This is a genomic window from Oligoflexus sp. (assembly GCF_035712445.1).
Lineage (GTDB): Bacteria > Bdellovibrionota_B > Oligoflexia > Oligoflexales > Oligoflexaceae > Oligoflexus.
Genome location: NZ_DASTAT010000109.1, coordinates 43,028 through 69,112 on the forward strand (window position 1 = coordinate 43,028; position 26,085 = coordinate 69,112).

Consider the following 26,085-nt stretch of genomic DNA (forward strand, 5'->3'; position numbering starts at 1 on the left):
CCGTGGCTATGATACAAAGCATGAGCAATTGCTTGCAAAGATTGAACTGAGAGTTTGCCATGGCCTGGATCAATTACCATCATCTCTACTATTTCTACCTGATCGCTCGGGAGGGCAGCATGGCGAAGGCGGCTCGTCGCTTGCGGTTGAGCCAGTCCACCTTGAGCATCCAGCTGCGCCAACTGGAAGAGCTGATGGGGCAAAAGCTTTTCGATCGCAGCAAGCAAAACCTGATGCTGACTGGAACCGGGCGGGTGGTCTATGACTATGCGTCCGAGATCTTCCGACTTGGAAACGAAATGCTCGAAGCGGTCAAAAGCGGCAAGGGTGCCGGACCTTTGCGGGTCAATCTCGGGATACTGGATAGCATTCCGAAGAGTATCGCGCATGAACTTGTTATCGCCGCCTATGCGATCGACGACTGCTTTGTTTCGGTCATGGAAGCTGGAAGTGAAGAGCTGCTCGGTGACCTGAAATCGCATCGCCTGGATCTGGTCCTCACCAACTCGCATGCTCCCCTGACATCAAAATCCGGGCTTTTCAGCCGCTGTGTCGCGGATCTGCCCGTCGTCGTCTATGGTTCGAAGAAGTATGCGCCTCTCCGCAAGAATTTTCCTGACTCGATCAACGGTCAGCCATTCATCCTGCCGAGCTTTCACAGCAAGCTGCGGCACGATCTGGAGCATCTTTTCAAAAGGAATCGCCTGACGCCGCGGGTGATCGGCGAAAGCCAGGAAATCGAGCTCGACAAGCGACTCGCGCTGTCAGGACACGCGCTCATCGCTATGTCGAGCTATAGAACAGAGCCTTTCGTAGAGGACGGTAAACTCATTAAAATCGGCGTATTCGAAGCTCTTCGCGAGCAGATCTGGCTTACAGGGGTGAAGATGCATGTCGTCAACCCCATAGCCGCTCAGCTACTGGAGACATTCTCCCTCGTCGAGCACGCCTAGCCGATTTTAATTCAGCTCTGGATTCAGACCTTCACATGGCGACCGCACTTTCAGTTTCCTTCTCCACACGCACCACCCGAAGGTTTTTGGTGCGACCGTTCGGGAGAGGCCAGGCAATTTCCTGGCCCACTCCCAAACCAAGAAGCGCACTTCCTAGAGGCGCCAGCACGGACACCTTGCCTTCATCAATATTGGAATCCCAAGGATAAGTGACCTGCACCCCGAGGACTTCACCTGATTCCATATCCACAAAGCGCACGTTGGAATTCATGGCCACGACTTCGGGCGGCATATTCCCCGATTCCACGATTTCCGCGCGCAGCATTTCCTCTTCCAGGAAAGACGCTTTCCTGAAGTCAGATGTGCTCAAAGATTCCAGCATATTCACAAGATCGTTGTAGTCTCTTTCGGAAATGATTATGGAGTTGTTGGTCTTCATAAAATGTTTCCTTTCCTTGACTTAGAGATCCGCATCATCGTTGCAACATCAGCGCGAGGTATGACGGATGGAGGTGGAAAAGGCAGCGAGTGACGGGACTGGTAGGCGATAACATGCGAATCTCCTTTCTTTTGCCACTGTTGGTTGCGATATCCCTTGGTCTTCTTTGTAGAGCTTTTCCCGGACGCTGGCCAATATATAAAATCAAAGGGTCCCTTCGATATTATGAAAAGCCCTTAAAATCCTTGGATATGCTATAGATGCTTCAATATCAAAACCCAAGAGGTGGAGGATTCATGAAACGTCTTTCTATCCATGATTTTGATGGACTCATCAAAGCGCAAGGTTACCCCTGTCTCTCCCTTTACGTGGACCTCAGCATCAAACTCCAGGGTCACGTCAACATCTATCACAGACTGCGGTCGCAGTTGGATGATATGGAGAAGAGCCTTTCCTATGTCTGCAGCGCGGATGAGAGGCAAACCCTCATGAAACCACTGCGGCAAGGGGTTGGAGCGCTCTATTTCACGCCTCATCGGGCCGAGGGCCTCGCCTTGTTCTCGTCCTTTGACGTCAACGGATTTTTCCCGACATCCATTCCTGTGAAGGACTATGTGTCCATCAGCGATAGTTTCCACCTGAAACCGATCCTGCCGATGATACAAAAGCAGACTGTCTTCCATGTGGTGACTCTGACCCGAAACCAGCTGATTCTCTTCATCGGCGATTCATCCGGTCTCAAAGAATGGAAACGCTACGCCGAGCCTCCGGCCGATGAAGCGGAAACCGTCACGACTTTTCCGACACCGGCGCGCCTTCGTCGATTCTTCAATGAATGCAAGGCGGACATCTGCAAACTGATCCGGGGCAGCCAGGGACCTGTCATCACAGTGGGCTCGCTTCCCTTGCGTAAACTTTTTGCTGCTTGCAGCAGCAGGATCCCCTACCTTTTGAAGGAAGGGATCAATTTCCGCTATAGCGAGGGGAATTCATCCGTCCTGCATCGACTCGCATTGGAGATTGCGGAGAACTTTTTCAAGACGCGCTCTCTGGTTCTCGCCAACCAGTATCTCGCGCTGCAATCCAAGGGCAAAGCCTCGCAGCATCTGCCCGAGATCGCCGAGTCGATTTTTTTAGGGCGCGTGGCCCATATCCTGGTTTCGAAAGATCAGATGCTCTATGGGCGGCTGGACCGGGGCAGCGGAAAGGTGATCCGCCTGAAGCAAAAGACCGACCCCATCGGCGACGACGTCTTATGTGATCTGGCCCAGGAGGTCATCCTGCGCGGAGGCAACGCTCACGTGCTGCCCCAGAACATGATGCCAACCCCGTCACCGGTCGCCGCCCTCTATCGTTGGTAGGATTGGTGCGAGCCTTCGGCTCCTGTCGAGCTGAAGGCTCATTTCTTCTTTAAAAGGGCGAATCTCCGATCGAACTCTTCGAACAGCCGCATTGACCAAAGCACAGCGCCGATCCGATTTGAAAATCCTTTCCATCACAGCCAGGCAGGGCGCAAAGATTGATGCCGCGCGCCAGCGGTCCGGGAATGCCATCGAAGTAAACATCCGATTGCGTGCGCATCCATTCCGGGGACTCCGGGGTATTCTTCAGTTCCACCAGATTTTTCCAGGTTTGCATGCGAAGGTCCCGCGATCCGGGATTGCGATAATCCTCGAAATAAAGACAGCTGCCGGACCCACCCGAGTCATGATAAGACCCGTGGGAATTCTTGCCGACATAGGCCACAGGATGCGTGCCGTCGACGAATTCCAGTTCCCCCGGCGTTCTTGTGTAATGCCCACCATGCTGATAGAACTGCACGCGTTCCACACGATTGTTGCGAATCTTCACCGCTACGCGTTCCCAGTCGGCATCATGGGATCCCAGGCTTCCTGTGCAGGTGTCCTGATAGCCATAGAAAAACCAGTACATGATAACGGTCGTATCCAGGCTGCAATCCTGATAGGCGTAGTAGATCGGAACGCGACCATTTTCAACCGAGCTGGTGTCGGTGTTGCACACCCGTTCTTTCGAACCAGATTTGCGCAGCTCATAGTAATCTCCAGCATCACCCGGCAGACATTTATCCGTCGCGCCTTGAACCTGATCAAAACGCAGGAGTGGCGCAAATCGCTGGGCCTGCTCCGCGCGACAGGCTTCATCTGTGCATGCTGGTCGTGCCGTCTGGCAAATGTAAGGTTCCACCTCATCACAGTAACGGCCCCGGCAGCGCACGCCTTTCAAATAGGTCCCGCTGCCAAAATCCATGGTGCCGCCATCCTCTTCCGACAGGGAGGGGGCCCAGTAGCAACGATCAGGATTCAACTGGGGGGCCGCAGCACAGCGAACGGAAACGTTATCGCAGTAACGTCCGCTGCATCGCACGCCATCCACCCATTGGCCGCTTGGGCATAGTGCCTCGCCGCCTTCGTCCGAAACGTAACCCGTCCAGCTGCGTTCGCCGACCATCGCATCGCTGCTGCATTTTAAAGCAAGATTATCGCAGTACCGTCCTGTGCAGCGAAGACCCGAGACAAAGCCCGAGGCGCAAAGGGCCGGCGAGGCATCGCCCTCTTCTTCCGAAGTGAACGGGGTCCAAACATCCGCGTGGAGTGGCTTACCGAAGTTTTGCAGGAGCAGCAAACTTACCATAAGGACCCAGCCTGGCCAAAAACGGCGGGTCTTACCCTTGATCACTGTCATCGTCGTCCCCCTTTTTGAACACGAGAAAAGCCCGCAACACAATACCTGGCAGGCATTCGCAGTCTTTCCGCATCCAAGTTTTCATCAAGAATGAAATGAAAAATTTGTTCTTACCCAAGCCTATAACAAGGTCTCTGGGAAACGACAAGTTGATGTGGGCGACGAACACGGCCGTAAATTTCGCTCAAAGCCGCTCTGCGCCGAAAGCCGCGAAACGGCTGAAAATTGTGAAGCCGACCGAACCGGACAGCACGAAATCCCTCAATTTCGAATTACGAAAGCTCGTGATGCGTCTCAGCTTGTCTCAAGTCAGCCTTTCAAAGTCAGACAGGGCATACTTTTGCGCCGGCGTTCGCGTCGAACGAAAGGGTTAAGAAAAATTTACTGACGGTCCTTACCCTGTGATTTTGCCGATAAGCCTTTCGATGTTTATCTCGCAAAGCCATGATGCACTTATGTTGCCAAGGAATGAACGCAGCAAAAGGGAGCACGGCCAGCGTTTATGATTGCTACAATCTGTCTAGTAGGGGCCCTGACAAAGAAAGGCCTGTGATATAAAGGGCCTGGCAAAGCCTCAAATCTGAGATATTACTATCTTATGGATGGAGGCCTAAAAGCGATGAGGAAGACCGTGCGTCGTCTGGAGTACGTTTTCGATGCCCCCGCGTCCTGGCACTTTGCCACCCGGTTTTACTGTGTCATCAGGAGTAAGGAAAACGGTCATGTCAGCTAAAAGCATATGGATTCTGGAAGACGATCTGCAGATGCAGGCCATCTACGAAGATATGCTCAGCCGTCACTATAAGCTGACCCTTTTCTCCAGCCTCCAGGAATTCCGCGACGGACTGAAAAGCCTCCCTCTTCCTGATCTGATGATACTCGACCTCATGTGTCCCGATGGAAGCCTTCACTCGATTTTTGATGATCTGGCGCCCAGACTGCAGGAAACGCCATTTCTGATCGTCAGTGGTCTGGATGAGCAGGACGCCATCCGCAGTAGCTTCAAGGTCGGCGCTCTTGATTTCATCTCCAAGCCCTTCAGCAAATCGGAGCTGCAGGTCAAGATTGATATCTTCCTGAATCGCCTTGCCAGTCAGGACGCCTGCATTTCGGCAGTGAAGCTCGACCCTTTAAGCATGACCCTTTTCACCAAGAGCGCGCGTTCGAGTGAGCTGACAGCCAAGGAATATCGCATTTTGAGCCTTTTTTTACAGGCTCCCGAGCAGATCGTGCCCCGGAAGCATTTGGTGATGACGCTCTGGAAGGATATCAACGTTTCCGAGAAGACCCTGGATGTGCACCTCAGCAACATTCGCCGGAAAATAGCTGCGCTGGGCCTGACCGTCGTCTGCACCGATGCGGGCTACGAACTGCAGCCAGCAGGCCATCCGTCCGCCTCCACGTAAGGCAGCCGCAGCCCCGCGGTAAATCCTTTTGAATCCCCAGCCATGGGTGTATCCTGGTAAGAGATTTTTCTGCCAAAGGATAGACCCATATGCAGTCAGCCGAGCCGACCAAAGTCCTCGCGATTGATGACGATCCCGATATTTGCTTTTACATCCAGGAAATCCTGGAGCGGAACAATTGCGTCGTGACGCTGACCGAACGCGGTCGCGAGGCCCTGCGCCTCCTGGCCACCGAAACCTTCGATATCGTCCTGGCCGATGTCCGCCTGCCGGATCTGGATGGCGTCAGTATACTCGAACACGTTCGACTCTCGGGCTCCGAGATTCCCTTCGTCCTGATCACAGGCTTTTCCGAGAACGACCCCATCATCTCCAGCTTAAGGCTCGGTGCTGTTGACTATTTAACCAAGCCCTTCACCCCATCCGACCTGGAAAAATCTCTGCGCCGCGCTCTTGATCGCAAAAAGCGCCAGGACTGGAGTCGTCATCTGTATCAGATTTCCGAAAATGCGGATCTCACGCTGCACGAAAAAATCCAAAAGATCCTGCTCCTGACCGCTGACATGCTCGCTATGGATTTCGGCTGCATCGTCCGCAGCAGCGCCGGGTCTCATGGCCTCAGTTTTACCTCGGGCCAAACCGAGGACGAGCTTGATGCGATCAACGAGATCTATCAAAACCATATGCTAACCCACCTTCCAGGCATTCAGGCCAACCGCGAACCGTCCTCGGGTGAATCCCAAGGCGTGGCCTGGGCCGCCGTTCCTTTGCGCATGAATCAGGATATCCAGGGCGCCTTCTGCTTCTTTAAAAGGGGTCAGAAACCTGCGCTGGGACAGGACACGCTGCGCTCTGTCCTGCAGCTGACTGAAATTTCCGTCAGCCGTCTTTTGGAAGCCGAGGAAAACGCGCTCATCATAGCCAATCAGAAAAACATGATCATGGCCGCGCAGAATCTTTCCAGCCTCGGCGCCCTGGCCAATAGCCTTGTCATCCAGATCGAAAGTGATCTGACCGATATCGCCGGCAGGACTGTGATGGTGGAAAAACTTTTGGAAAGCAAAGACGCCAGCAGCACGCCCAGTATTCAAGGCGTCCTCGATTCCATCGGCACGGATGTCAAACGCATGGGCCGCATCGTGAAAAGCGTGCGAAGCATTGCCGAAGGCAAAGGCGAATCCCGGCAACTGTTCGCCATTCATGCCGTGCTTGAAGAGGCTCTGGAACTCTTCCGCTGCAAAATTCAGGCGCGCCCCCTGCGTTTAACCGTTGGCGCTCTTCCGCAGGATCTTTACATCCAGGGTGATTCCGCTCAGATCCTTCAGGTTTTTCTGATTCTTTTGAGCAACAGCCTCGATGCCATCGAAGACCTGCGTGACGAATGGATAACGATCGAACCCAAAAGGACTGGCAAAACCCTGCAGATCAGCTTCACCGACAGCGGACGCAATCTGCCCGTGCATCTGCATGAGCAGGTTTTCCACCCTTTCGTGAATGCACCCGAAGGCGTTCGCGATCCAGGCCTCGGACTGGGCCTTGCCCGGCACTATACGGAAGCGCATCACGGCACATTGGGGATGGATCCCGCGAGTCCGAACACCCGTTTCGTTTTGCAATTTCATAAGTTGCGCGATGCCGCGGGACAGCCGCTCTAGTTCACCCTTCGAAGCAAATCACTTGCCACCCAGGGCGGGCTCAGTTTAAAAAGCTGGACAAGACCCACCCTGTGGAGGCGCTGCATGCGTTCCTTATTTTCTTTCTTTTTTCTAGGCGTGCTCGCGATGCCCCAGGCCTGGGGCTATGATCGCGTCACGGGACTGCCTCATGCCAGTCGTTCGGAAGTCATAGCCCAGCATGGTATGGCCGCTACGAGTCAACCCCTTGCCACTCAAGTCGCCCTGGATATTTTAAAGGCCGGTGGTTCGGCCGTTGATGCGGCCATTGCCGCCAATGCAATGCTGGGACTCACAGAACCGACAGGCTCAGGGATCGGTGGTGATATCTTTGCTCTGGTTTGGGATGCCAAACAGAAAAAGTTATTCGGTTTGAATGGCAGCGGCCGCTCACCCAGGACCCTGACCCTCGCCGAACTGCAGAAGCGTGGATTGAAAAAGATCCCAGCTCTGGGTCCTTTGTCGGTCAGTGTACCCGGCTGCGTCGATGGCTGGACGGAGCTGCATAAAAAATTCGGGCGCCTGCCCCTGGCCCAGGTGCTTCAGCCGACGATACAGTATGCGCGCCAGGGTTTTCCCGTAACCGAGGTCATCGCCTACTATTGGAAACGCAACGCGGAAAAGCTGAAGGACTTCGAAGGATTTTCCGCCATCTATCAACCTGGTGGCAAGGCCCCAGCCGCGGGCGAGATCTTTAAAAATCCTGCTTTGGCACGCACGCTGGAAATTATTGCTGCCAAGGGGCGCGATGGTTTTTATACCGGACCGGTGGCTCAAGCTATTGCGGATTATATGAAAAAACAGGGCGGCTATCTCAGTTATGAAGACCTCGCGTCGCACCGTTCGGAATGGGTGGAACCGATCAGCACCCGCTATCGCGGCCATGATGTATGGCAGCTGCCTCCCAATGGACAGGGCCTCGCCACTCTTCAGATTCTGAATCTTCTGGAACACTATGACATCAAAGCCATGGGTTTTGACAGTCCTGCCTATGTGCATACGCTCGTCGAAAGTATCAAGCTGGCCTTTGCCGATCGCGCTGCGTATTACGCGGATCCGGCTTTCGTCAAACAACCGATTGAGCAGCTCGCATCGAAAACCTATGCGGCTTCTCGTAAGAAACTCATAGATCCCAACAAGGCTGCGCTGGAAGTGGCTCCAGGGGAAGCGATTCTGCATCAGGGTGATACCGTTTATCTCACCACGGCGGATAAAGACGGGAATATGGTTTCGCTCATTCAAAGCAATTTCCGTGGCATGGGTTCCGGCATGACTCCGGGTGGCCTTGGTTTCGTGCTGCAGGATCGCGGCGAACTCTTCAGCCTGGATCCTCAGCATGCCAATGTCTATGCCCCTGGCAAACGACCCTTCCATACTATAATTCCAGGCTTTGTGACGAAAAAAGGCGAACCCTGGCTCAGCTTCGGCGTGATGGGTGGGTCCATGCAGCCCCAGGGTCAGGTGCAAATTCTGGTGAATATGATCGACTTTGGAATGAATCTTCAGGAAGCCGGCGACGCGAGTCGGATCTATGTCTCAGGCACCAGCGAGCCTACAGGTGAAGTGATGAAGGATGGAGGCCAAGTCGCTCTTGAATCCGGCTTTTCCCTAAAAACCCAGGACGCCTTGACCCGCATGGGCCACAAGCTGGTTCCGGGTCGGGGTGAATTCGGCGGCTACCAGGCGATACTTTGGGACCCGGTTCAACGCGTGTACCGGGCTGCGAGTGAATCTCGAAAGGACGGGCATGCGGCAGGTTATTAGTAACGCCGGCCCCATTTAAACATGGCCACGCCCTTGCTCTGATGCGTTTCCTCGTCCGTCTCGGCCCCTGTTTCAAACGACCAGTTCTCGGTCAATCGTTTGCGCAGGGTCAGAGACTGACGGGCGCCGCCCAGATCCGATCCCACCGTCAAGGAAAGTCCCTGAGCCACCCGCACACGCGCACGGAAAAGACCCGTGTATGGATTGTAGCCCACGCTATCAATCGGCGTGGACGCAAGGTAATACATGGACAGGAGTCCGATGGCGCCATCGACCATCGCGGCCCTGGTTTCATCCACGGAACGCAGGTTCTCTTCATCCAAGGCATCCGGATCGCCTCCATAAAGGACGATCGAAAGAAGCTCGGTCGGGGACCTTGGTGGCACGCTTTCCAGCTCATAGAACGGCTGATCAACGCTGCCAGACAGTTTCAAATTGATTTTGACGTCCGGGTCCTGAAACACCACAAGGCCATCGAGCAAAGGCTGCTCTTCGTCGGGAGCCAGAATCAAGCGGATATGATCCACGAAAGCCTTCTTCTTCAAAAAGCTGACGCGATACTGATTGATTCCTATGGAACCGATGGGATCCACGCGATCCCCTTTCAGAGTCAAATCAATGCTGATCGGCACCGGCGTGGGCTGAAGGCTTGTGATCAAAGTCAAAGGCCTTTCGGGAGGCGTACTGATCCGAATATCCAAGGTCACCGGCAGGGCGTCATCCGTCTTGCCATCCGCCTTGGCTCTTTCCGCAGCGGTCATGATCCTTTTATCCGGAAAAATCTGGGGCACGGTTCCGTTCAGAGCCAGCTTCGGCAATTCAAAGGTGAGTTTATTCAGACCGATCGCCAGCCGAATGACCGGCTTTTGATCGGTGGTTTTCTCGATAGTCCCCAGCGCCTTGATATACATGGACTGCGTCGCCGATGACAGTTCGGTGCCGCAATCGAGAGGCAGATTCATCACCGCACCCATCTTCTGAATGCGTCCTTCGATGATGCAGTAGATGCGGCCATCCAGGGTATTGAACGGGGCCGGTATCGAAAAATCCGTGTCCTGGAATTTCTTCACGATCGGCTGGAACCTTTGGAAGACCAGCTGCGAGCTGACGTCAATTTCTGCATTCAATCCCTGCGTGCCTTCCAGTACCTTGCCGCTGAAATTGATCGAGGTCTGACCGCGCAGCGTATAGAATTCGCTTAAAAGCGGAGTCAGAGATATCTTCATGGGAGCTTCGAACACGGGATTCTTATCCCAGTTCGCAATGGTCACCGGTCCCTGCACCAAAAATTGAAAGTGCTTGGGCAGCATATCCTGGAAGGGTTTTTCTTCGGGTGCCGGCATTCGGGTCAAAGCCACCTTGCAGTTCAAATTCGACTGCAGGAAGGGTTTGCCCTGACGCCGAATATCCCCGCTCCAGGCGCAGCCATTCAGCTCAACTTTCTGCAGCATATCCACAGGATGCGCGGCCGAACCGCTGACGTTCAGCGCAAACTTTTCCTTGTTCAAACTGCCGTTGGCCCGCATCTCCTGGCGTTTGCCTTCAAAGCTTGAAATCAGATTGAGCCGCACCTGGCCCACATCCTCGGCCTCCATGCGACCATCACCCGTGAGCTGCGCGCTGCCCAGCTTGCCCAGGTCTGCCCGGCCTTTCACGTTCGCAGCAAGGGGAAGAAGATCCGGTCCTTCCGGCAAATCCACATTCAGATCAAAGTTCGCTCTTCGCGCCGGAAGCCCTTTGACCCGATCGGCTCTGATACTAAAATTCCACTTGTTCCCGGCCTGCCTTTGCAGATTGGCCAGAAGCTGGCCTTCGATCGTGGGTTCACCCGGCCGCTCGACCACAAGGCTCTTCAGTTCGATCCGCATCGGTTCGAATTTCATCTGCCGCAGACGATCCAGCCATGGCTCATAATCAAAAGGTTCCGCTTCCTTCTCTTTTCCTTTGTTCCGAACTTTCTTCGGATCCTCTTTGGCCAGTTTCAAAGCGAGGCGCGCGTTGGATATCGCGACAGGCCCGATGCCTTTGATTCCATAACGATCGGGATGATGATTCAGAAGGATCTGCGCCTCAAGACCCGGGACCTGCGTCTTTAAAAACTCAGGAACGATCACGTCCAAGTCCTCACCCGTGACCACCAGACGATTCAGGTTGGGGTCGTTCCCAGCTTCCTGGGCGAGGCTCGCATCGATTCGATTGGTTACCACCTTGAGCCCATCCGGCCGCTGCACGCTCAGACTCTTCAGCCCCAGTTGGATCGGCTCCACACGGGTGTCCTTGAACGGCTGCAGAAGAGCCTTGATATCCAAGGGTTCGGATTTTTTCCTGGGATTCGGTTTTTCCAGCTGCACGGCAACGCTGGCGTCGGCGACGCTGATAGGACCGAGAACCTTTAATCCGTACTGATCGGGATGGTGATTCACCAGCAGCTGCATATCGAGGTTCGGGACATAAACCGACAGAAGGTCCGGCATGACCACATCCAGGCCCTCGCCACTCACCACCAGCCTGCTCAGATAGGGATCATTTTCGTTATCCTGCTGCAGAGTTGCATCCAGGACAGGCGAAAAGATTTTAAGACCGTCGGGCCTTTCGATAAGAAGGCTGGCAAGGCCGACATGAATAGGCTCGATTTTCACATCCCGCAGTTTCTCCATCCAGGACTTCATATCGAAAGGCTCGGATTTTTTCCGCGGATCAGGTCGATCCAGCTTCACAGCCAGGGTGGTTTCAGCCAAATCAATGGGACCTATGCGTTTCAGCCCCAAACGCTGGGGATGAAGATTCATGACCAGCTCCAGGTCCAAAAAAGGAATCTGGGCTTTTAAAAAGTCGGGCATGGTCACATCCAGCCCTTCGCTGCTGACGATGAGCTGCCGTTCATACCAGTCGTTTTCATTCGTCTGAACGACGCGAGCTTCCAGATTCTTGAACGTCACATTGATGTCCATGGGCTCCAGGATATTCGCCGCGACCCAGCGCAGGGATTTTTCGGGGATGGTAAAATCGGGCCAGTTCAGCACATAATAAAGGCCGCCCAGAGCCAATCCCACAAGGACCGCAGCGGTGATCAAAAGGCCCAGCATCACTTTTAGAAGAGCTCTTAGGATTCTCATTAGAATTGCTCCCCGATACTTGCATAGAATTGTAGCGCTTCAAGTTCCTTGTATTGCTCCTGCCCTTCACCCGAAACAAAACCATGACCCAGCATGAAGCGCAGAACGCCGATAGGCGAACCCCAGCGCACGCCAAGTCCTGGTGACCAGAAAAGCGTGGGATCAAGATCCAGGGCTTTCTGCCCCAATTTCCCCCAGTCGGCAAAGACAAAGGGCTGCAGATGATACGGCAGGCTATTATTCAGCCGCAATTCGCTTCCCAAATAGGCCTTGGTCAAAGCGCCTGAACCCTCTGTGGGCAGGGCCTTGCGTCCAAAACCGCGCAGATCCTCGGAACCACCCAATGCATATTTGAAAGAAGGGGGAAGATCATTATAATTCGTGTCCCGACCGGCCCGCGTCGTGGCAAAACTGCCGCGAATTCCAAAGATCCAGATCTCCGGCTCCAGGCTCAGGAGGTTCCAAAGCCTTGTAAAATCCAAGGTGTAAGTCGTTGCTGACACGTTCGATGCCACGCCTTTGTCACTGGTGCTGGCGAAAAGGCTGAATTCATATCCGGATTGCGGGGCCGCCAGGTAATTGAAATACTCATAGGGGTGCGACTGACCAGCGATTCCAACATCCACCGTCAAAAGCCTTGCGTTCGCGGGTCCTTCACCACGGATGGTATTCTCAAAAAGAAGCGAAGGGCCCAGATAAATATCCCCGCGTATGCCCCAGATGTCACCGGCGAAGGCAGGCGCCATCGACGCTTTGATGGAACGCGCTTCATAGCGCTTTTCGAATTCCCTTTGCACGCGTGCATAGGTCTTCAGGTAATGATGCGAAGGGACAGGCAGATAATACCAGTCAAAGGTGGTCAGGAATTTCTGCTGATGATAGGACGCCGTCGCCGACACATCAAGCATCGAGGCGGTTTCCGACCAACGGCTGTTCCGCCAGCCCGCGCGGATCAGAAATAGGTTTTCCGAATCAAAGCCGATCCCAAAACTTACGAGCCGCGGTTTCCCGGCCAGCGTCCTTTGTTCGACAACGCCTGGCTCGCCTTTGCAGTTGGGGCGATAGTTGGCGTTCACCACGACTTCGGAGGCCTTCAGACGCTCTGCGGAAATATCGAGCAGCATGGAATTATAGCGATCACCGATATCAAAGGCGCGATAGCGATCGAGCATGCCGCCGCGCACGCCGGGAATAGGATTCGATTCGATTTCCTTGATGGTCCAGAGCGGGCCTTTGTCGATAAGGATTTCAACCTCTCCCGTTTTGGGATCGCCGCGGGTTTGCACCGAGGCGCAGGGATAACCTTCGCGTCCGAGCTTCGCGCTCGCCCACTGCTCGATCGCGTTCAATTCATCGGGATTCAAAGGACGCCCACGGGGCAACCAGAAATTCTGCACCTCCAGTTCGGGAATCTCAGGAACGAGGCGCAGGGATTTAATCAGTGTGGGCAGGCCGGGCTTCACATAGAGCTTGTTATCCACGACGCGGAATTCCGGGTCATGGTAGCCCCGGGCTGCAAGGAAATTCATCATGTGAAACTGCGCCTGGCGCAGAGGAATATTTTCCCAGGACTGCACGCCGGGGCTGCCGCAGACAAGGCGCCGCTCAGTGGCCGTGAACGTCATATCAAAATCAAATTCAAGGACGACGTTATCGCAAAGTTCCCTTTGCTCTGCAGGATCCTCCTCCTTGGTTTCAGAGAGCCCCAAAGTTGAGCCTAAAAGGATACCTGTCACTAAAAAAATCAGGCTGACTGCCGTTCCATTCATCATGCGCTTCCCAGGGTCGGTCCATCCGAATATAGGACGCGAGCTTAGCCTCTCCGCTGCTTCCATCCAAGCCTCCATTTCGAAGACCCTTTTGCAAAAATAGCGCCGATTGAGACAGGACTGTCGGGAAGTATGAAGCACGCGAGGGAGCCTTGAAGGTCATAATGGCGGTAACAGGAGTCATACAACCGTCTCCTTTTAAGGAGACGGTCGTCTGGGGAGTTCAATCAAAGAGCCTGTTTCCAATAAGCCCCAAGAGTTGCCTGACCCTTTTGACTAGGATGGAAACAGTCAAAGGCCAGTTCCTCCTTGGTAATCGTCCAGTCCAAAACACCCGCAGCCAGGGAAACCTTGGCACCCTTGGCTTTCTCGGCCTCGAACGCTGCCTGAATGCCCTGATTAATACCTTCCAGTCGGGCCTGCGCATCGGCTTCATAAACACGCTTGCAGGCCTGCTCACGGAATTTCTTGCAGCTCAGCTCCTCCCCTGTAATCTGACTGATGGCGGGTCCATAAGTAAAATCAATAGCCGCCAGCTGATAAACAGGAGGCGCGGGCGAGATGATCAGCTGCGCATCAGGCGCCGATTTTTGAATCGCATCAATCTGCTCGGCAAACGTACGGGAAATATCCTCGACCGGCATATCCGAACAGAAATCATTCCCACCCAGCGCTACCAGAATATAATCGGGTTTTCTCTTGATGGTGTTTGCTTCCTCCTGATTCCAACGCGCGAGCATCTCAGGAATATCAACAGCCTTTGCACCGAATTTCGCAAAGCTCACAACGCCCACATCAGCAGGTGCTACACCAGCTTTGGCCGCAATCCCGCTCCGCAGCCCATAGTCACCATCAGTGGTCGCGGCTGCCAGAGGCTGGTTGGCCAGATTGCTTTGGAAACCGTTGGCATTGTATTGCCCGGCCTTCAAATAATTGCCGATCTGCTGCAAAAGACTATTATCAATGTTCTGACCGAGGCTGGTATTGGCCAGCACGCCTGTGGAAATACTGTCGCCATAGACCACGAGGAGGGGCTTGTCGGCTGTGACGTTCTGCAGATAAATCTGCTCCTGAGGATCCTTGCCTGGGGCCGGTTCCGCTGTCGGAGCCGGATTATCGGAACTATCATCCTTATCATCCTGACTGCATGCCGTCCAAGCCGTGGCAGCCATCACAAGTCCCAAAGCACAACCGATACGCGCCAATTTCATTTTATCCGTCCTCCCAATGTTATCGCTATGATGCGGATGAGCCGCGTCCTGCGAAAAGCTATTGCAAGAGCCGTGACAAAATCAAAACGTTACGGGAGCTTATGAATTTTCGACCGACCTGAAGCGCCTGCAGCTTAGGACCTGAGACCATTATACCGATAAGGATCAGGCATACTTATCACTCCAAGCAGGATACACTCATGCAAAAGTCCTGGTTTCTGCTCTCTCTTTTCATCATCGGGCCCGTGTCCTGCACCAAGAGCAAAAAGGACGAGGCCAGCGCGCCTGCGAACGCAGCCGTGACGGCCGATCAGACTCTTTCCAAACTCATCGTCATGAACGATCAGATCGAGCCGAACTTCGATCCCTTTGTTTATGAATACACCCTGGTGGGCGGCGAGACTTATAAAAATAAAATCACCATCAACACCGCGCCCGTCAATCCCAAACTCGATATCATGATCAATGGCGTGAAGCTCCGTTCCGATTTCACGACCAATCCGATGCCCTTGGCCGCTGGCGCCAATCTTTTTACGATTGAACTCGTGGATGCGACAGGTCAAAAGGTCAACAGCTATAAGCTGAGCGTGCCGCGCGTCGCGGAATTGCCGGATGAAACGCTTGCGGATCTTGCGACCTCGGATGGGGAGCTGACGCCGCCTTTTTCTTCGGAGATCACCAGCTATCAGCTGACGGTTGGAAAAGACAATGGGCTTCTCACCGTCTCGCCTCTCGCCAACTACGATGATGAAGCCGATTTTGAAATCAATGGCGTCGCCTACTCCGGGGACAAGGGCGGTTATGACGTCACCCTCAATCCCGGCAGCAATACCATCACCATAGTCGTCAAAGGCAAAAGCGGACGGTCCAAAACCTATACTCTGACCGTCACGCGTCCCACGACCTGATCACAGATCCCAAAGAAACGCCTCCAAGGCCTCGCGATCCGCGCGGGGCAAAGCCTTATACCGCTTCACCGAAGTTTCCGCCTGACCTCCGTGCCACAGAATGGCTTCCGCCAAAGACTGCGCGCGTCCATCATGCAGCAGCTGGATCGGATTTTGATCCGAAGCCTTCATCGTGTCGGTATAAAGTATGGAAATATCCCCAGGATGAAACTGCTGACGCCGGACATCCGCAGCATGCTTCACATTCTTCAGTCCCCAAAGCGGGGCTGTTCGCCACTTCCGTGCATCAGGTCCCCCGCTGTCATCGGCGAGGCCCTCGCCCATATCATGCAGCAAAAGATCCGTGAAAGGCTGGATGGTCTGCTCCGCCAGTTCCTTGAATGGGGATGAGCCGGTTTTCAAGACGGGCTGATGACAGCGGCTGCATTCCAGGCCCTCAAAAATTTCAGCTCCGCGTTGGACAGTGGGATCTTTGGGTTTTATGCGAGGCGGAACACCAAGCAACGATACATAGGCTTCCATTTTATCCAAAGCCTCTTCAGGCAATTGACCCTTGCCAGGTATGCAGCTGCTTTCACAATCCAGTTTGGACCTTTTTTGTGTCACCACACCCATATCCAGGTTCAAAGCTGCCACAATCTGATCCCGCAGGGAAAGCTGCTGGCCTTTCCAACCAAAACGCCCGCGCCACTCTCCCCCGGAAACGCGCGCAAGATTCTTCAGCGTGGTTTCGGGAACCGCATTCAAAAGCCCCATTCCAATCAAGGCCGGCGGCTTTCTGATCGAGATTCCAAACTTCGCGGTAGACTTCGAACTTTCCACAGAAAAGATGGGTTTTCTGAGCGTGACCACCGTGCCATCATCCAGCATTACAGGCGTTTCTGCGAAGGATTTGAGCCTCAAAGTCCCCTCGGCAGCAGCACCTGCTGTCTGCAGCTGCTGCCCGAACTGCGGATGCGGCTGACCCGTTCCCGGCTCAAAGGTTTTGGCCAGAGTGCTATGAACAGCCTGTCCCACAGCAGGGAGAAAAGCCATTCCATTATTCACGTGACAGCCGTTGCAGGACGTCATGTTATAAGCATTCGCAGCATAAGCTTCCCGAGAGGCCCGCATCTCTTCAAAGAAGACCAGCGGCTTATCATCATCGGCATCATCCACATGCTGACCCGTTTTCATATCCGTATGAAAAAACGTGCGTCCATCCAGAAAATTCTGCGCCTCGTCTCGCGTGATATTGGTCGCCTGCTGCTGCAGAGCCTTCCAAGGTTCGACCCGCACGGTGGGAATCGTGGTCCAGCCCCCGCTGAAACGCAGAGCATCCGGCTCCTTGTCAGGCGCCCCGAGGGTATCAATCAAAAGTCCGCCCTGCCCCACCTGCAGGCGATAGAATTCTGAATAATAGGCCGACAGAGTGTGCTGATTGAAGTCTTTCTCTTTCTTCCAGTCGGGATGAGTTTCATCCAGAAAAAAGCGGAACTCAAAGGTCAGAAGGCGCCCCGTCTTCAAAGCCTCCGGGTAAGCCTGAAATACGTCAGGCCCCAGGGTCACCACAAAACGCCGGCGGTCCCCGACATGCTCCATGCGTTGATTGATTGCAAATTTACTCCGAACCGTTTCCACAGTTCCCAGGGGATCGCCGGTATAGATCGCAGAAAAATCCGGCCCACGGGTGGGAATGAAATCCTGCGGCCATTCCGTTTCCAGATGAAAGCGCAGCTTCTTTTCCCCGCGCCCGGTGAAATCCTCGACCTTAAAAAAGGCCAGCCGCCCTTCCCAATAGAAAGGATTATACTTGGAAAAATCCATATCATTCTCATGCCGACGCCGGACTCGGATCACACCTTCGGTGATGATCACGCCATCCTCAATGCGCGTTTGGCTTCGTTTGCCCAGGTCAGCATAGGATTCAATTTTGATTCGTTCAAGGACGGGTAAAGGACCTTGGTCGTCCGTGGCCACAGGGCCTGGAGTCGGACGATCTTGTGAAGCATCCGGCGAAGTCACTTTACCTTCAGGCAAAGCTTCGCCCTTCTCGTTCTGGCAGCCCATGGCCGCATGCAGTAATCCAGTAATCAACAGCAACTTTCGCATCAGCATGTCTCCTCAGCAGCAGCGCAGCATCAAAAAGCTTCATCCGAAGCAGGATTCCAAAGGTTTTTCAGGGCGTCATACGCAGGCCGGGGCTTGCGATCAATCGTCACAAGCCCCCACCATTCTTCATTGAAGGTCATATCTGGATAAGGACCGGATCCGGGAGCAATGCCGCCGATATCATGCTGATCCGGGGCTCCCTTGTCGTCCTTCCACCACTCATCATTCCATTCAAAGACCGCTCCCCCGACGCTCACCTTATCAGTGGCCCGGGCCGCAAGGTTCTCTTCAATCTCCCGCGTCAAAGCCAGGACGGCCTTGGCCTGGGACGCTTCATCAGGAACCGTGCGATTGATGGCATCTGCACCATATTCGGCAAGATACATCGGTTTATCCGTAAGGCTCGCCCAGGTCTGAAAGCGGTCACCAAAACCAAGGCCGCTATAAATATTAAGACCCCAAAGATCAATACCGCTCAGCTCCGCAATCAGCTCCCGCGGTGGCAGCTCGCCATAAACTGTAGCAACGGGCAGACGGGAATCGACGCTGCGGACTGTGCTGATAGCCTGTTTGATAAGGCCCTTGACCGCATCAAGCGTCAGGGGTTTGCCACTGTCCGCACTGTAAAGGAGGTTGTAATTCCACTCATTCCCGATTTCCCAAAAAAGGGTCCCGGGATGATTTTTGAGTTTTTCCACGCGCGCCGCGACATCCGGCATCGCTGTCGCAAAGTAGTTGAAGACGGGGACTATCATATGCAGCTGATACTTCTGAATAAGGGCCAGAACGCGATCATCCAGGATGGCTTCATAGGTGCGAAGGGTATTCACGCCCATGGCCTGCATCATCTGAAAATCCTGTTCGATAAGCGTGAGGTCCTGAGCGGACGGACTGCGGAACATCAGACCTTCGGGATGTCTTTGACCCAGGCGCACAGGATTCCAGCAGACGGCCCGCATGGCAAAGGCCCGACCGTTCACAATCAGCTGGCGGCCTTTCAGAGAGGGATAGGCGCGTTCCGGAACCGGCACGACTTCGACATCGGAGCGATCAGGCTCAGGCAGGATAGGCCCTGTGTCCGGCTCAACCGGCAAAGTGGAAAGAGGAGGCCTGGACCCTGGCTTCGATCGTCGGGACTCAGCATCAGGGGCAGCACAGGAGCAGTTCAACATCAGCGCAATCAGACATAACAGCTTTCTCATGGGTCCAGGCACTCCTACCGCGAGGCGTTGAAATAAAACGCCTCAGCAGCTCTTGTGCCAGAATCCAGAGCCCAGGTCTGACCCTGGGTTTCGCAGAATCACTGATGTATTTGGACTATTTTCCGTGGCGAAGGAGCGACAGGAAAAGACTCGGATCGCCCGAGGCCAGGACCCAAATCTTTTTATATTCGGCCAGCTTGAAGCGCATCCAGGGCCGGCTTTCAGCATCGAGTCTCGCATCCAATTGCGTGACGCAGGTGCGGGCCGTGTCGCGGATTTGTTTTTGACTTTCCGCTTTGAAAAGATCGTTCAGCTGCACGGTCAAGCCCACGCGAATCACATTCTCGGGCGTCAATTCGCAAAAAGAAGGAGCCGCCGTATAGCAGTTCGGATGGGAATCAAAGGCGAAAGTTCGCAAGCCGCTGCAATCTTTTTCCTCATCACTCGCGAACCAGGCTTCCATGCTTTCCTGAAGGCAGCTGCGCACGTTGTCGCGCCACTCATTGCCCTTGGCTGGATAAAGGTCGCCGCTAAAAGGGGGCGGATTATCTTTGAAGTCGATGGCCGAGAAACGTTCGCAGTACTTCTGTCCGTAACCGAGGGCATAGCCGTCATCACCGCAGCTCAATCGTTCCTGATCGATACACGCATAGTATTCGCAGGAGCCGATAAGGTCGGCACAGTCGTCGTTATAGGTTTCAGCAGACAGCAAACCCGTGATCATCCAGCTTCCTAAACAGAGCAGTCCACGCAAACGTTTCATAGGCCTATCCTTGGTGCGAGTTGGATTGACGGTATATGCGACTTTCACGCAAATGACTATAGGAAACGATAGTCCCTGGAGCTAATGGCATAGGAAATCGAGTGCTTCACAACGCCTTAATCGAATTCACTGAGAGAATTTGTCCGATAAAAATTTACTGAATTTTGAGGCTTTCTTAACGGGGTTCAGGGCGCCATAAAAATAGCAGTATCTTCCAGCGGATAAGCGGCATGCAAGGACAGCGTTGCGCCGGGCCAGCTCGTCTTTCATGCAGGGGGATGATTTTCCGACTTAAGCTACGATTCCGAGGCGAGCAGCTCACACCTTTTCACTGGATTTTTTCCTTTCAAATCTTCTTAATAGGTTCCTATTAAGCATAAGCTTGCAGAACAGCCGCCCCTGTTTGCAGCTTTCTTTGACTCAAAAAAAGGAACGAGGCCTTGAATCGGAAACAACTCTCAAGACACGCCAGAATCGGGATCATAAACCGTGGTGAAGCCGCCGTTCGCTTCATACGGGCAGCGAAGGAATTCAACACGCTGTATGGCACTCAGTTTGAGACAGTCGCCTTTTATTTGGATACAGAGAATGACGCGCTTTTCGTCAAGGAAGCCGATCACGCTTTTGCCCTGTCGTCCTTTCCTGGATTCGGGGACTTGACGGGCAGCGCCTATTTGAATTGCCCTTTCCTTCTGCAGGCCCTGCAGCAGACCGGTTGCAGCGGCGTCTGGGTCGGTTGGGGCTTTGTCGCTGAAAATGCCGATTTTGCAGCGCTCCTGGAAAAAAATGATCTGGTCCTGATCGGCCCAACCGCAGACGCCATGGATCGTCTGGGTGATAAGATCAAGGCCAAGGAAATTGCCGACCAGTCGCAGGTGCCCACCTGTCCCTGGAGTGGCGGCTTCCTGGAAGATCTGGACCATGCGCTGAAGGTCGCCGAACGAATCGGCTATCCGGTTATTTTGAAATCCGCCAACGGTGGTGGTGGCCGCGGGATCCGCAAGGTCTTCACACCGGAAGAGATGCCGCAGCAGTTCCGCTCCGTGTCCGATGAAATCTTCCGCTTCTTCGGCAACCGGGTCATCTTCATGGAAGCGCTGGTCGTACGCGGCCGCCACCTTGAAGTCCAGTGTCTCGCCGACATTCACGGCAACGTTCATACCTTCGGTGTGCGCGACTGTTCGGTGCAGCGGAACAACCAGAAGATTATCGAGGAAACGCCGCCAGCTCACCTCGATCCCGAGCGCATGAAGGAAGTCGAGGCCTCGGCCGCCCGTCTTTTGAAAGCCGCGAATTATCACGGCGCCGGCACGGTCGAGTATCTTTATGATATCGATCGCAAGGAAGCCTTCTTCATGGAAGTGAATACGCGTCTTCAGGTGGAGCATCCCATCACCGAAGAACTCTTCCAGGTCGACCTCGTGCACCTGCAGCTGCGCACCGCGCTGGGTGAGGTCCTCGATAACGTCCCGAAAAATCCGCGCGGTCATGTGATCGAAGTGCGTTTGAACGCCGAAGATCCGGATCAAAAATTCGCGCCGACTCCCGGCCGGATTCTGCGCTTCCTGCCCCCGACTCTGCCCGGTATTCGTATCGACTCCGGTTTTGAATGGGGCAGCCGCATTCCGCGTGAATTCGATTCGATGATAGCCAAGATCATCGCCTACGGTCCCAACCGTGCGGCGACCATGGCTCGTTTGACCCGCGCCTTGTCCGAACTCCAGATTGAAATTGAGAACGGCACGACCAACCAGGGCTTCCTCCTGGAACTTCTCGGTCACGCGAAAATCAAGGAAGGCGGCGTTCAAACCGACTTCGTGGAAGGATTTTTGAGCAGCGCCGAACGCAAGGCCGGCAAGAATCAGTGGGACGTCGCTCTTCTGGGCGCTGTCATCTATCAGTACGAGCAGAAGTATCGGCACGAGTTTGAAAACTTCACCGAGAAAGTCCGCCGCTACAGTTCCCCGCGTCAGATGCCTGACCTGGGCATGGAACTCTCCTTGAGCCTGCGCGGGCATAAATACCAGATCCGTGTGAAAGCGGTCGGTGAACCCTTCTATCACATCACTATCGACGGCAAGTCGGTGGAAGTCGAGTATGTGAACTGGGGTCATGAGATCGTTTTGAAAACCGGCGGCCGCAAATATAAAATGCAGATCGTGCCCCGCACGAACGCCCTGCAGTGTGAAGTCGAAGGCTTTCCTTATATGCTGCCCTTCGATAGCGGCGGGAAAATCGCAGCGCCATCACCCAGCGTGGTGCTGACCGTTGATGTTCAGGAAGGCCAAAGGGTGAAGAAGGGCGATCTGCTTCTGACCCTGGAAGCCATGAAAATGGAAATGGCCGTGACCGCCCCTGAAGATGGTATTGTCGCCGGCATCAATGTGAAAGCGGGTGAACAGGTCGCCGCGGGCCAGGCCCTGGTTGATCTGGAAACGGAAAGCAACCGCCAGAGCAAAGACAGCGCGGAAAAAGAAACCGCCCAGATCATCGACTATTCACGCCTGGCCGTGGCCACGAAACCGGCGACGCCCGAAGAGCTGAAAGAAACCTGGACCTTCCTGTCCCGCGATTATTTCGCGATCTTCATCGGCTATGACTATGCGAAGCCGGTGGGCAAGGAACTGGCCCGCATCGAAACCTTCCTCGGTGAGCATCCGGAATTCAAGCCGGCCTTTGCTGACCTTCTCGTGAAGTCGCTGCAGACCTTTATCACGGTGCAGAAACTCTTCCAGAACGACGAGGCTGTGACCGATGGTTCGCGCAGCACCGACGTTTACGAATGCCTGATGCATTACCTGATGCGCCGCGAGGATCGGGAAAAGGGTCTGCCCGCCAACTTCCTGAAGCGTCTGGAAGAAGCGATCCGCGTTTATTCCTGGGCCGAGACCAAGGATTACGCCGCCACCACCCGCGCTCTATTCCATCTTTATAAAGCGCAGGCCAACAGCCGTCAGACTATGGATTTGATCCGCCAGAGTCTTCTGACCCTTCAAAAGCTCTTCACCGATGCTCGTGAATTCACCGATGTCGGTGCGTTCTCGGATCTTTTGGGTGAACTGATCAATGTCGGCCGTACGAGCAACTCGCTGGTCGATGCCGCGGTCTATATCCGCTATGAACTTGTGGATCGCCTCTTCCAGGATCAGATGCAGGCCAAGCGCAAGCAGCAGCTGGTGGAAGTTCTGGAGCCTGTTCTGGAAGGTCATAATAAGGACCCCAAACTGCTGGCTGATGTTATCGAGTCCGGTCACCAGATCGTCAGCTACCTCGTTTCGATCTATGATCGTCGCTCGCCGAAGGCCAAAACCATTCTGGAACTTCTGACCCGCCGCATGAATCGCGATCGCATTTACGATCGCGGCCAGCTGTTGGAACACAAGGGCCAGCTGCTGTACCAGGTGAATACCCATAAGCAGGGCCAGAACATTCAGAGCGTCGTCACCATCCTGGAAGAGGATGACTTCTTTGCTCCTCTCGATTGGCTGAAAAACGTTCTGAAACGCGAGCCGGGCGAATATCTGGAATGCCTGATTTTCGTGCGTCGCAGCTCGGGTCAGCCGGACCTCGTTTATAGCAACCACCTCGCAAAATTCCCGCTGCCTGTCGAACTCTGCAGTCTGGGCCTTGTGCGGGAAAACGATTACGCCTATCGTTCCTTCCATTACGCGAATAATGAGTGGTCCGAAGACATCCGCCGCCGCGCCTTCAGCCCCTTGCGTTTCCGCGAGCTGCGCCTCGACCGCCTCGTGAACTTTGACCTCGAGCTGCTTTATAACAGCCGCTATGTGCATGTCATGAAGCTTGAGGCCAAGGAAAACGCCAAGGATCAAAGGCTCTTTGCCTTCATCGAAGTGCCGGAAGCCAAGATCGACCTGGATGAAGAGCAGGTGATCGAGCGCATCAGTCAGTTCGAATACGGAGTCCTGGAGGCTGTGAAGGTGATCCGCGAGCAGCAGGCCCGCACCAAGCGCAGCTACTACTGGAACCGCATCGTGGTGCACATCGGCCACACGCATCCTTTGCGTCTGGATCACATCGGTGAGTATCCCAAGCGCATCGCCGGTCTGGTGGAAGGCCTCGGTCTGGAAAAAATGGTCATCTACACCAAGGTTCTCACGCGGCAAAACCGTGCGATCGAAACCGAGGTTCTGGTGGAAAACTTCGCCACCCAGTACAGCGTGCGCGGTCGTCTGCCTTCCCGTGAACCTTTGAAACCGCTCGATCCCTATGCGAGCAAGGTCGTGACGGCTCTGCGTCTGCAAAGCCCTTACCCCTACGAAGTGATCAGCATGCTGACCAATCCGTCCCGCACGGAATTCCCGCAGGGCTCGTTCCTGGAATACGATATCCAGTTCGATGCCAGCGGTCAGCAGCACACGGTCGCGGTTGAAGGTCGCGCGCCGGGTCAAAACCATAGCAAGATCGTCTTCGGTCGCATTCAAAACCGCGATCCGGACGGCACTCTTTTTGAACGCATCATCATCCTCGGCGATCCGACCCGTGACCTCGGTTCCCTCGCCGAAGATGAATGCCGCCGCGTGATCGCTGCGATTGATATGGCGGAAGCCGAGCTACTGCCGGTCGAATGGATTCCCGTTTCCTCAGGTGCGGCGATCGACATGCAGACCGGTACCGAGAACCTCGATTGGACGGCCCGCGTTCTGCGCCGCATCATCGAGTTCACGCAGGAAGGCGGTGAAATCAACATCATCGTCGCCGGTATCAACGTCGGGGCGCAGTCCTACTGGAATGCGGAAGCCACCATGCTTATGCATACCAAGGGCATCCTGATCATGACCGAGCAGGGCTCAATGGTTCTGACCGGTAAAAAAGCTCTCGATTTCTCGGGCTCGGTTTCGGCCGAGGACAATATCGGAATCGGCGGCGCGGAACGCATCATGGCTCCGAACGGCCAGGCGCAATTCCGCGTGAAGGATCTGGCGGAAGCCTATCGCCTTCTTTTCCGTCACTACCGCATCACCATGGTCTCGAAGCAAAGGCCTTACGGCACGCGTCTGCCGACCAAGGACCCCATGGATCGGAATGTCTGCACCTTCCCTTATCAGGATAATCTGGGTCAGAATTTCAAATCCATCGGCGACATCCTGGGCCCGCAGAACGCCGAGCGCAAAAAACCCTTCGATATGCGGCAGGTCATGCATGCCGTGCGTGACCAGGATGCCGACTGTCTGGAACGCTGGCAGACGATGCGCGATGCGGAAACAGCCATCATTTGGGAAACCCAGGTCTGCGGTTATCCGGTCGGCCTGATCGGGATCGAAAGCCGTCCGGTGAAACGCTACGGCGACTTCCCGAACGATGGACCGGATATGTGGACCGGCGGTACGCTCTTCCCGCAATCCTCGAAGAAAGTCGCGCGCGCGATCAACGCCTACAGCGAGCAGCTGCCGGTCGTGATTCTCGCCAACCTTTCCGGCTTCGATGGTTCGCCGGAATCCCTGCGTCGCCTGCAGCTCGAATACGGCGCGGAAATCGGCCGCGCGGTGGTGAACTTCAAAGGTCCTTTGATCTTCATCGTCGTGGCCCGTTATCACGGTGGCGCTTACGTCGTATTCTCGAAGACCCTGAACCCCAGCATGCGTGTGGCTGCACTCGAAGCCACCTATGCTTCGGTGATCGGTGGCGCTCCGGCTGCGGCCGTGGTGTTCCCGCGTCAGGTTCTGAAGAATACCTTCGCGGATCCGCAGATCATTGAAGCGCAGGCTCGCCTGAAGAAGGATGAGCTGACCAAGTCCCAGTACGATGATATCTATCAGACGGTGCATCTGGAGCATCAGGCCAAGGTCGCCTTGGAATTTGAAAAGATTCACACGGTCGAACGCGCTCTGAAAGTAGGCTCGATTGATGACATTCTGCAGGCGCCTCAGCTGCGTCCTTACATCAAGCAGCAGCTTGATGATGGCATCAAGTCCTACCTCTCCCAGTCCCGCAATTGATTTCGGGGGTTAAATCCCGGCGGTTCCAGGCTTCACGGCCTGGGGCCATCCCCTAATCCCCTTATTTCACTACCCAAAGCTCCGCTCAAGTTTCCGCTTAAACTGCCGATCCATCCTACGATGAGGA

The 26,085-nt window shown here is 54.6% G+C and carries 15 protein-coding genes; 7 read left to right on the forward strand and 8 right to left on the reverse strand.

The features are described 5' to 3' along the window. Positions 1-59 precede the first annotated feature (59 nt). Positions 60-953, forward strand: a complete 894-nt coding sequence (locus tag VFO10_RS24030) for a LysR family transcriptional regulator (RefSeq protein ID WP_325144538.1) — start codon at positions 60-62, stop codon at positions 951-953. Positions 954-984: 31 nt separating this feature from the next. Here the strand turns inward: VFO10_RS24030 and rnk are convergent, their stop codons facing one another. Beyond that, on the reverse strand, positions 985-1,392 hold the full coding sequence (rnk, locus tag VFO10_RS24035; protein WP_325144539.1) for a nucleoside diphosphate kinase regulator: 408 nt from the start codon (positions 1,390-1,392) through the stop codon (positions 985-987). A 296-nt stretch (positions 1,393-1,688) separates the two neighbouring features. On the opposite strand from rnk, the gene VFO10_RS24040 reads away from it, so the two are divergent. Next, positions 1,689-2,753 carry a hypothetical protein gene (locus VFO10_RS24040; protein WP_325144540.1) on the forward strand — a complete coding sequence of 355 codons (1,065 nt, stop codon included), beginning with the start codon at positions 1,689-1,691 and terminating at the stop codon, positions 2,751-2,753. Positions 2,754-2,802: 49 nt separating this feature from the next. On the opposite strand, the gene VFO10_RS24045 is transcribed toward VFO10_RS24040, so the two are convergent. Next, entirely contained in the window at positions 2,803-4,095 is a 1,293-nt protein-coding gene (locus tag VFO10_RS24045; protein WP_325144541.1) for a Vps62-related protein, read from the reverse strand. A gap of 722 nt (positions 4,096-4,817) precedes the next feature. Between VFO10_RS24045 and VFO10_RS24050 the strand changes: the two genes are divergently transcribed. The 3 genes from VFO10_RS24050 (at position 4,818) to ggt (ending at position 8,938) form a co-directional block, all read left to right on the forward strand. Continuing rightward, on the forward strand, positions 4,818-5,501 hold the full coding sequence (locus VFO10_RS24050; protein WP_325144542.1) for a response regulator transcription factor: 684 nt from the start codon (positions 4,818-4,820) through the stop codon (positions 5,499-5,501). Between the two features lie 89 nt (positions 5,502-5,590). Beyond that, a complete protein-coding gene (locus VFO10_RS24055; protein WP_325144543.1) occupies positions 5,591-7,156 on the forward strand; it encodes a hybrid sensor histidine kinase/response regulator in 1,566 nt (521 codons plus the stop codon). Positions 7,157-7,240: 84 nt separating this feature from the next. Beyond that, positions 7,241-8,938, forward strand: a complete 1,698-nt coding sequence (gene ggt / locus VFO10_RS24060; RefSeq protein ID WP_325144544.1) for a gamma-glutamyltransferase — start codon at positions 7,241-7,243, stop codon at positions 8,936-8,938. Here ggt and VFO10_RS24065 read toward each other — a convergent pair. From VFO10_RS24065 to VFO10_RS24075, 3 genes are all read right to left on the reverse strand, one after another. Further along, entirely contained in the window at positions 8,935-12,054 is a 3,120-nt protein-coding gene (locus VFO10_RS24065) for a translocation/assembly module TamB domain-containing protein (RefSeq protein ID WP_325144545.1), read from the reverse strand. The genes ggt and VFO10_RS24065 overlap by 4 nt on opposite strands. Beyond that, positions 12,054-13,889, reverse strand: a complete 1,836-nt coding sequence (locus tag VFO10_RS24070; RefSeq protein WP_325144546.1) for an autotransporter assembly complex protein TamA — start codon at positions 13,887-13,889, stop codon at positions 12,054-12,056. The genes VFO10_RS24065 and VFO10_RS24070 overlap by 1 nt, the downstream gene beginning before the upstream one ends. 161 nt (positions 13,890-14,050) lie before the next feature. Next, positions 14,051-15,034: an SGNH/GDSL hydrolase family protein gene (locus VFO10_RS24075; RefSeq protein ID WP_325144547.1), complete on the reverse strand. Its 984-nt coding sequence runs from the start codon at positions 15,032-15,034 to the stop codon at positions 14,051-14,053. Between the two features lie 200 nt (positions 15,035-15,234). On the opposite strand from VFO10_RS24075, the gene VFO10_RS24080 reads away from it, so the two are divergent. Further along, positions 15,235-15,942 (forward strand): cadherin-like beta sandwich domain-containing protein, encoded by a 708-nt coding sequence (locus VFO10_RS24080; RefSeq protein ID WP_325144548.1) that lies wholly within the window; start codon positions 15,235-15,237, stop codon positions 15,940-15,942. Here VFO10_RS24080 and VFO10_RS24085 read toward each other — a convergent pair whose 3' ends face one another. The 3 genes from VFO10_RS24085 to VFO10_RS24095 all read right to left on the reverse strand — a co-directional run bounded on the left by VFO10_RS24085 (position 15,943) and on the right by VFO10_RS24095 (position 19,998). After that, the gene (locus VFO10_RS24085) at positions 15,943-18,033 is read right to left on the reverse strand and encodes a di-heme oxidoredictase family protein (RefSeq protein ID WP_325144549.1); all 2,091 of its coding nucleotides are present in this window, start codon (positions 18,031-18,033) and stop codon (positions 15,943-15,945) included. A gap of 29 nt (positions 18,034-18,062) precedes the next feature. Beyond that, on the reverse strand, positions 18,063-19,235 hold the full coding sequence (locus VFO10_RS24090) for a hypothetical protein (protein WP_325144550.1): 1,173 nt from the start codon (positions 19,233-19,235) through the stop codon (positions 18,063-18,065). A gap of 115 nt (positions 19,236-19,350) precedes the next feature. Beyond that, entirely contained in the window at positions 19,351-19,998 is a 648-nt protein-coding gene (locus VFO10_RS24095) for a hypothetical protein (RefSeq protein WP_325144551.1), read from the reverse strand. Positions 19,999-20,438: 440 nt separating this feature from the next. Here VFO10_RS24095 and VFO10_RS24100 point away from each other — a divergent pair, with 440 nt between their 5' ends. Further along, positions 20,439-25,958: a carboxyl transferase domain-containing protein gene (locus VFO10_RS24100; RefSeq protein WP_325144552.1), complete on the forward strand. Its 5,520-nt coding sequence runs from the start codon at positions 20,439-20,441 to the stop codon at positions 25,956-25,958. Positions 25,959-26,085: the final 127 nt, after the last annotated feature.

What these genes read in the sequence shown, in the direction of transcription:
- VFO10_RS24080 (WP_325144548.1), top strand. Translation starts at nt 15,235, where the DNA reads ATGCAAAAGTCCTGGTTTCTGCTCTCTCTTTTCATCATCGGGCCCGTG.
- VFO10_RS24090 (WP_325144550.1), bottom strand. Translation starts at nt 19,235, where the DNA reads ATGAGAAAGCTGTTATGTCTGATTGCGCTGATGTTGAACTGCTCCTGT.
- VFO10_RS24065 (WP_325144545.1), bottom strand. Translation starts at nt 12,054, where the DNA reads ATGAGAATCCTAAGAGCTCTTCTAAAAGTGATGCTGGGCCTTTTGATC.
- rnk (WP_325144539.1), bottom strand. Translation starts at nt 1,392, where the DNA reads ATGAAGACCAACAACTCCATAATCATTTCCGAAAGAGACTACAACGAT.
- ggt (WP_325144544.1), top strand. Translation starts at nt 7,241, where the DNA reads ATGCGTTCCTTATTTTCTTTCTTTTTTCTAGGCGTGCTCGCGATGCCC.
- VFO10_RS24075 (WP_325144547.1), bottom strand. Translation starts at nt 15,034, where the DNA reads ATGAAATTGGCGCGTATCGGTTGTGCTTTGGGACTTGTGATGGCTGCC.
- VFO10_RS24085 (WP_325144549.1), bottom strand. Translation starts at nt 18,033, where the DNA reads ATGCGAAAGTTGCTGTTGATTACTGGATTACTGCATGCGGCCATGGGC.
- VFO10_RS24070 (WP_325144546.1), bottom strand. Translation starts at nt 13,889, where the DNA reads ATGGAAGCAGCGGAGAGGCTAAGCTCGCGTCCTATATTCGGATGGACC.
- VFO10_RS24045 (WP_325144541.1), bottom strand. Translation starts at nt 4,095, where the DNA reads ATGACAGTGATCAAGGGTAAGACCCGCCGTTTTTGGCCAGGCTGGGTC.
- VFO10_RS24095 (WP_325144551.1), bottom strand. Translation starts at nt 19,998, where the DNA reads ATGAAACGTTTGCGTGGACTGCTCTGTTTAGGAAGCTGGATGATCACG.
- VFO10_RS24040 (WP_325144540.1), top strand. Translation starts at nt 1,689, where the DNA reads ATGAAACGTCTTTCTATCCATGATTTTGATGGACTCATCAAAGCGCAA.
- VFO10_RS24055 (WP_325144543.1), top strand. Translation starts at nt 5,591, where the DNA reads ATGCAGTCAGCCGAGCCGACCAAAGTCCTCGCGATTGATGACGATCCC.
- VFO10_RS24050 (WP_325144542.1), top strand. Translation starts at nt 4,818, where the DNA reads ATGTCAGCTAAAAGCATATGGATTCTGGAAGACGATCTGCAGATGCAG.
- VFO10_RS24030 (WP_325144538.1), top strand. Translation starts at nt 60, where the DNA reads ATGGCCTGGATCAATTACCATCATCTCTACTATTTCTACCTGATCGCT.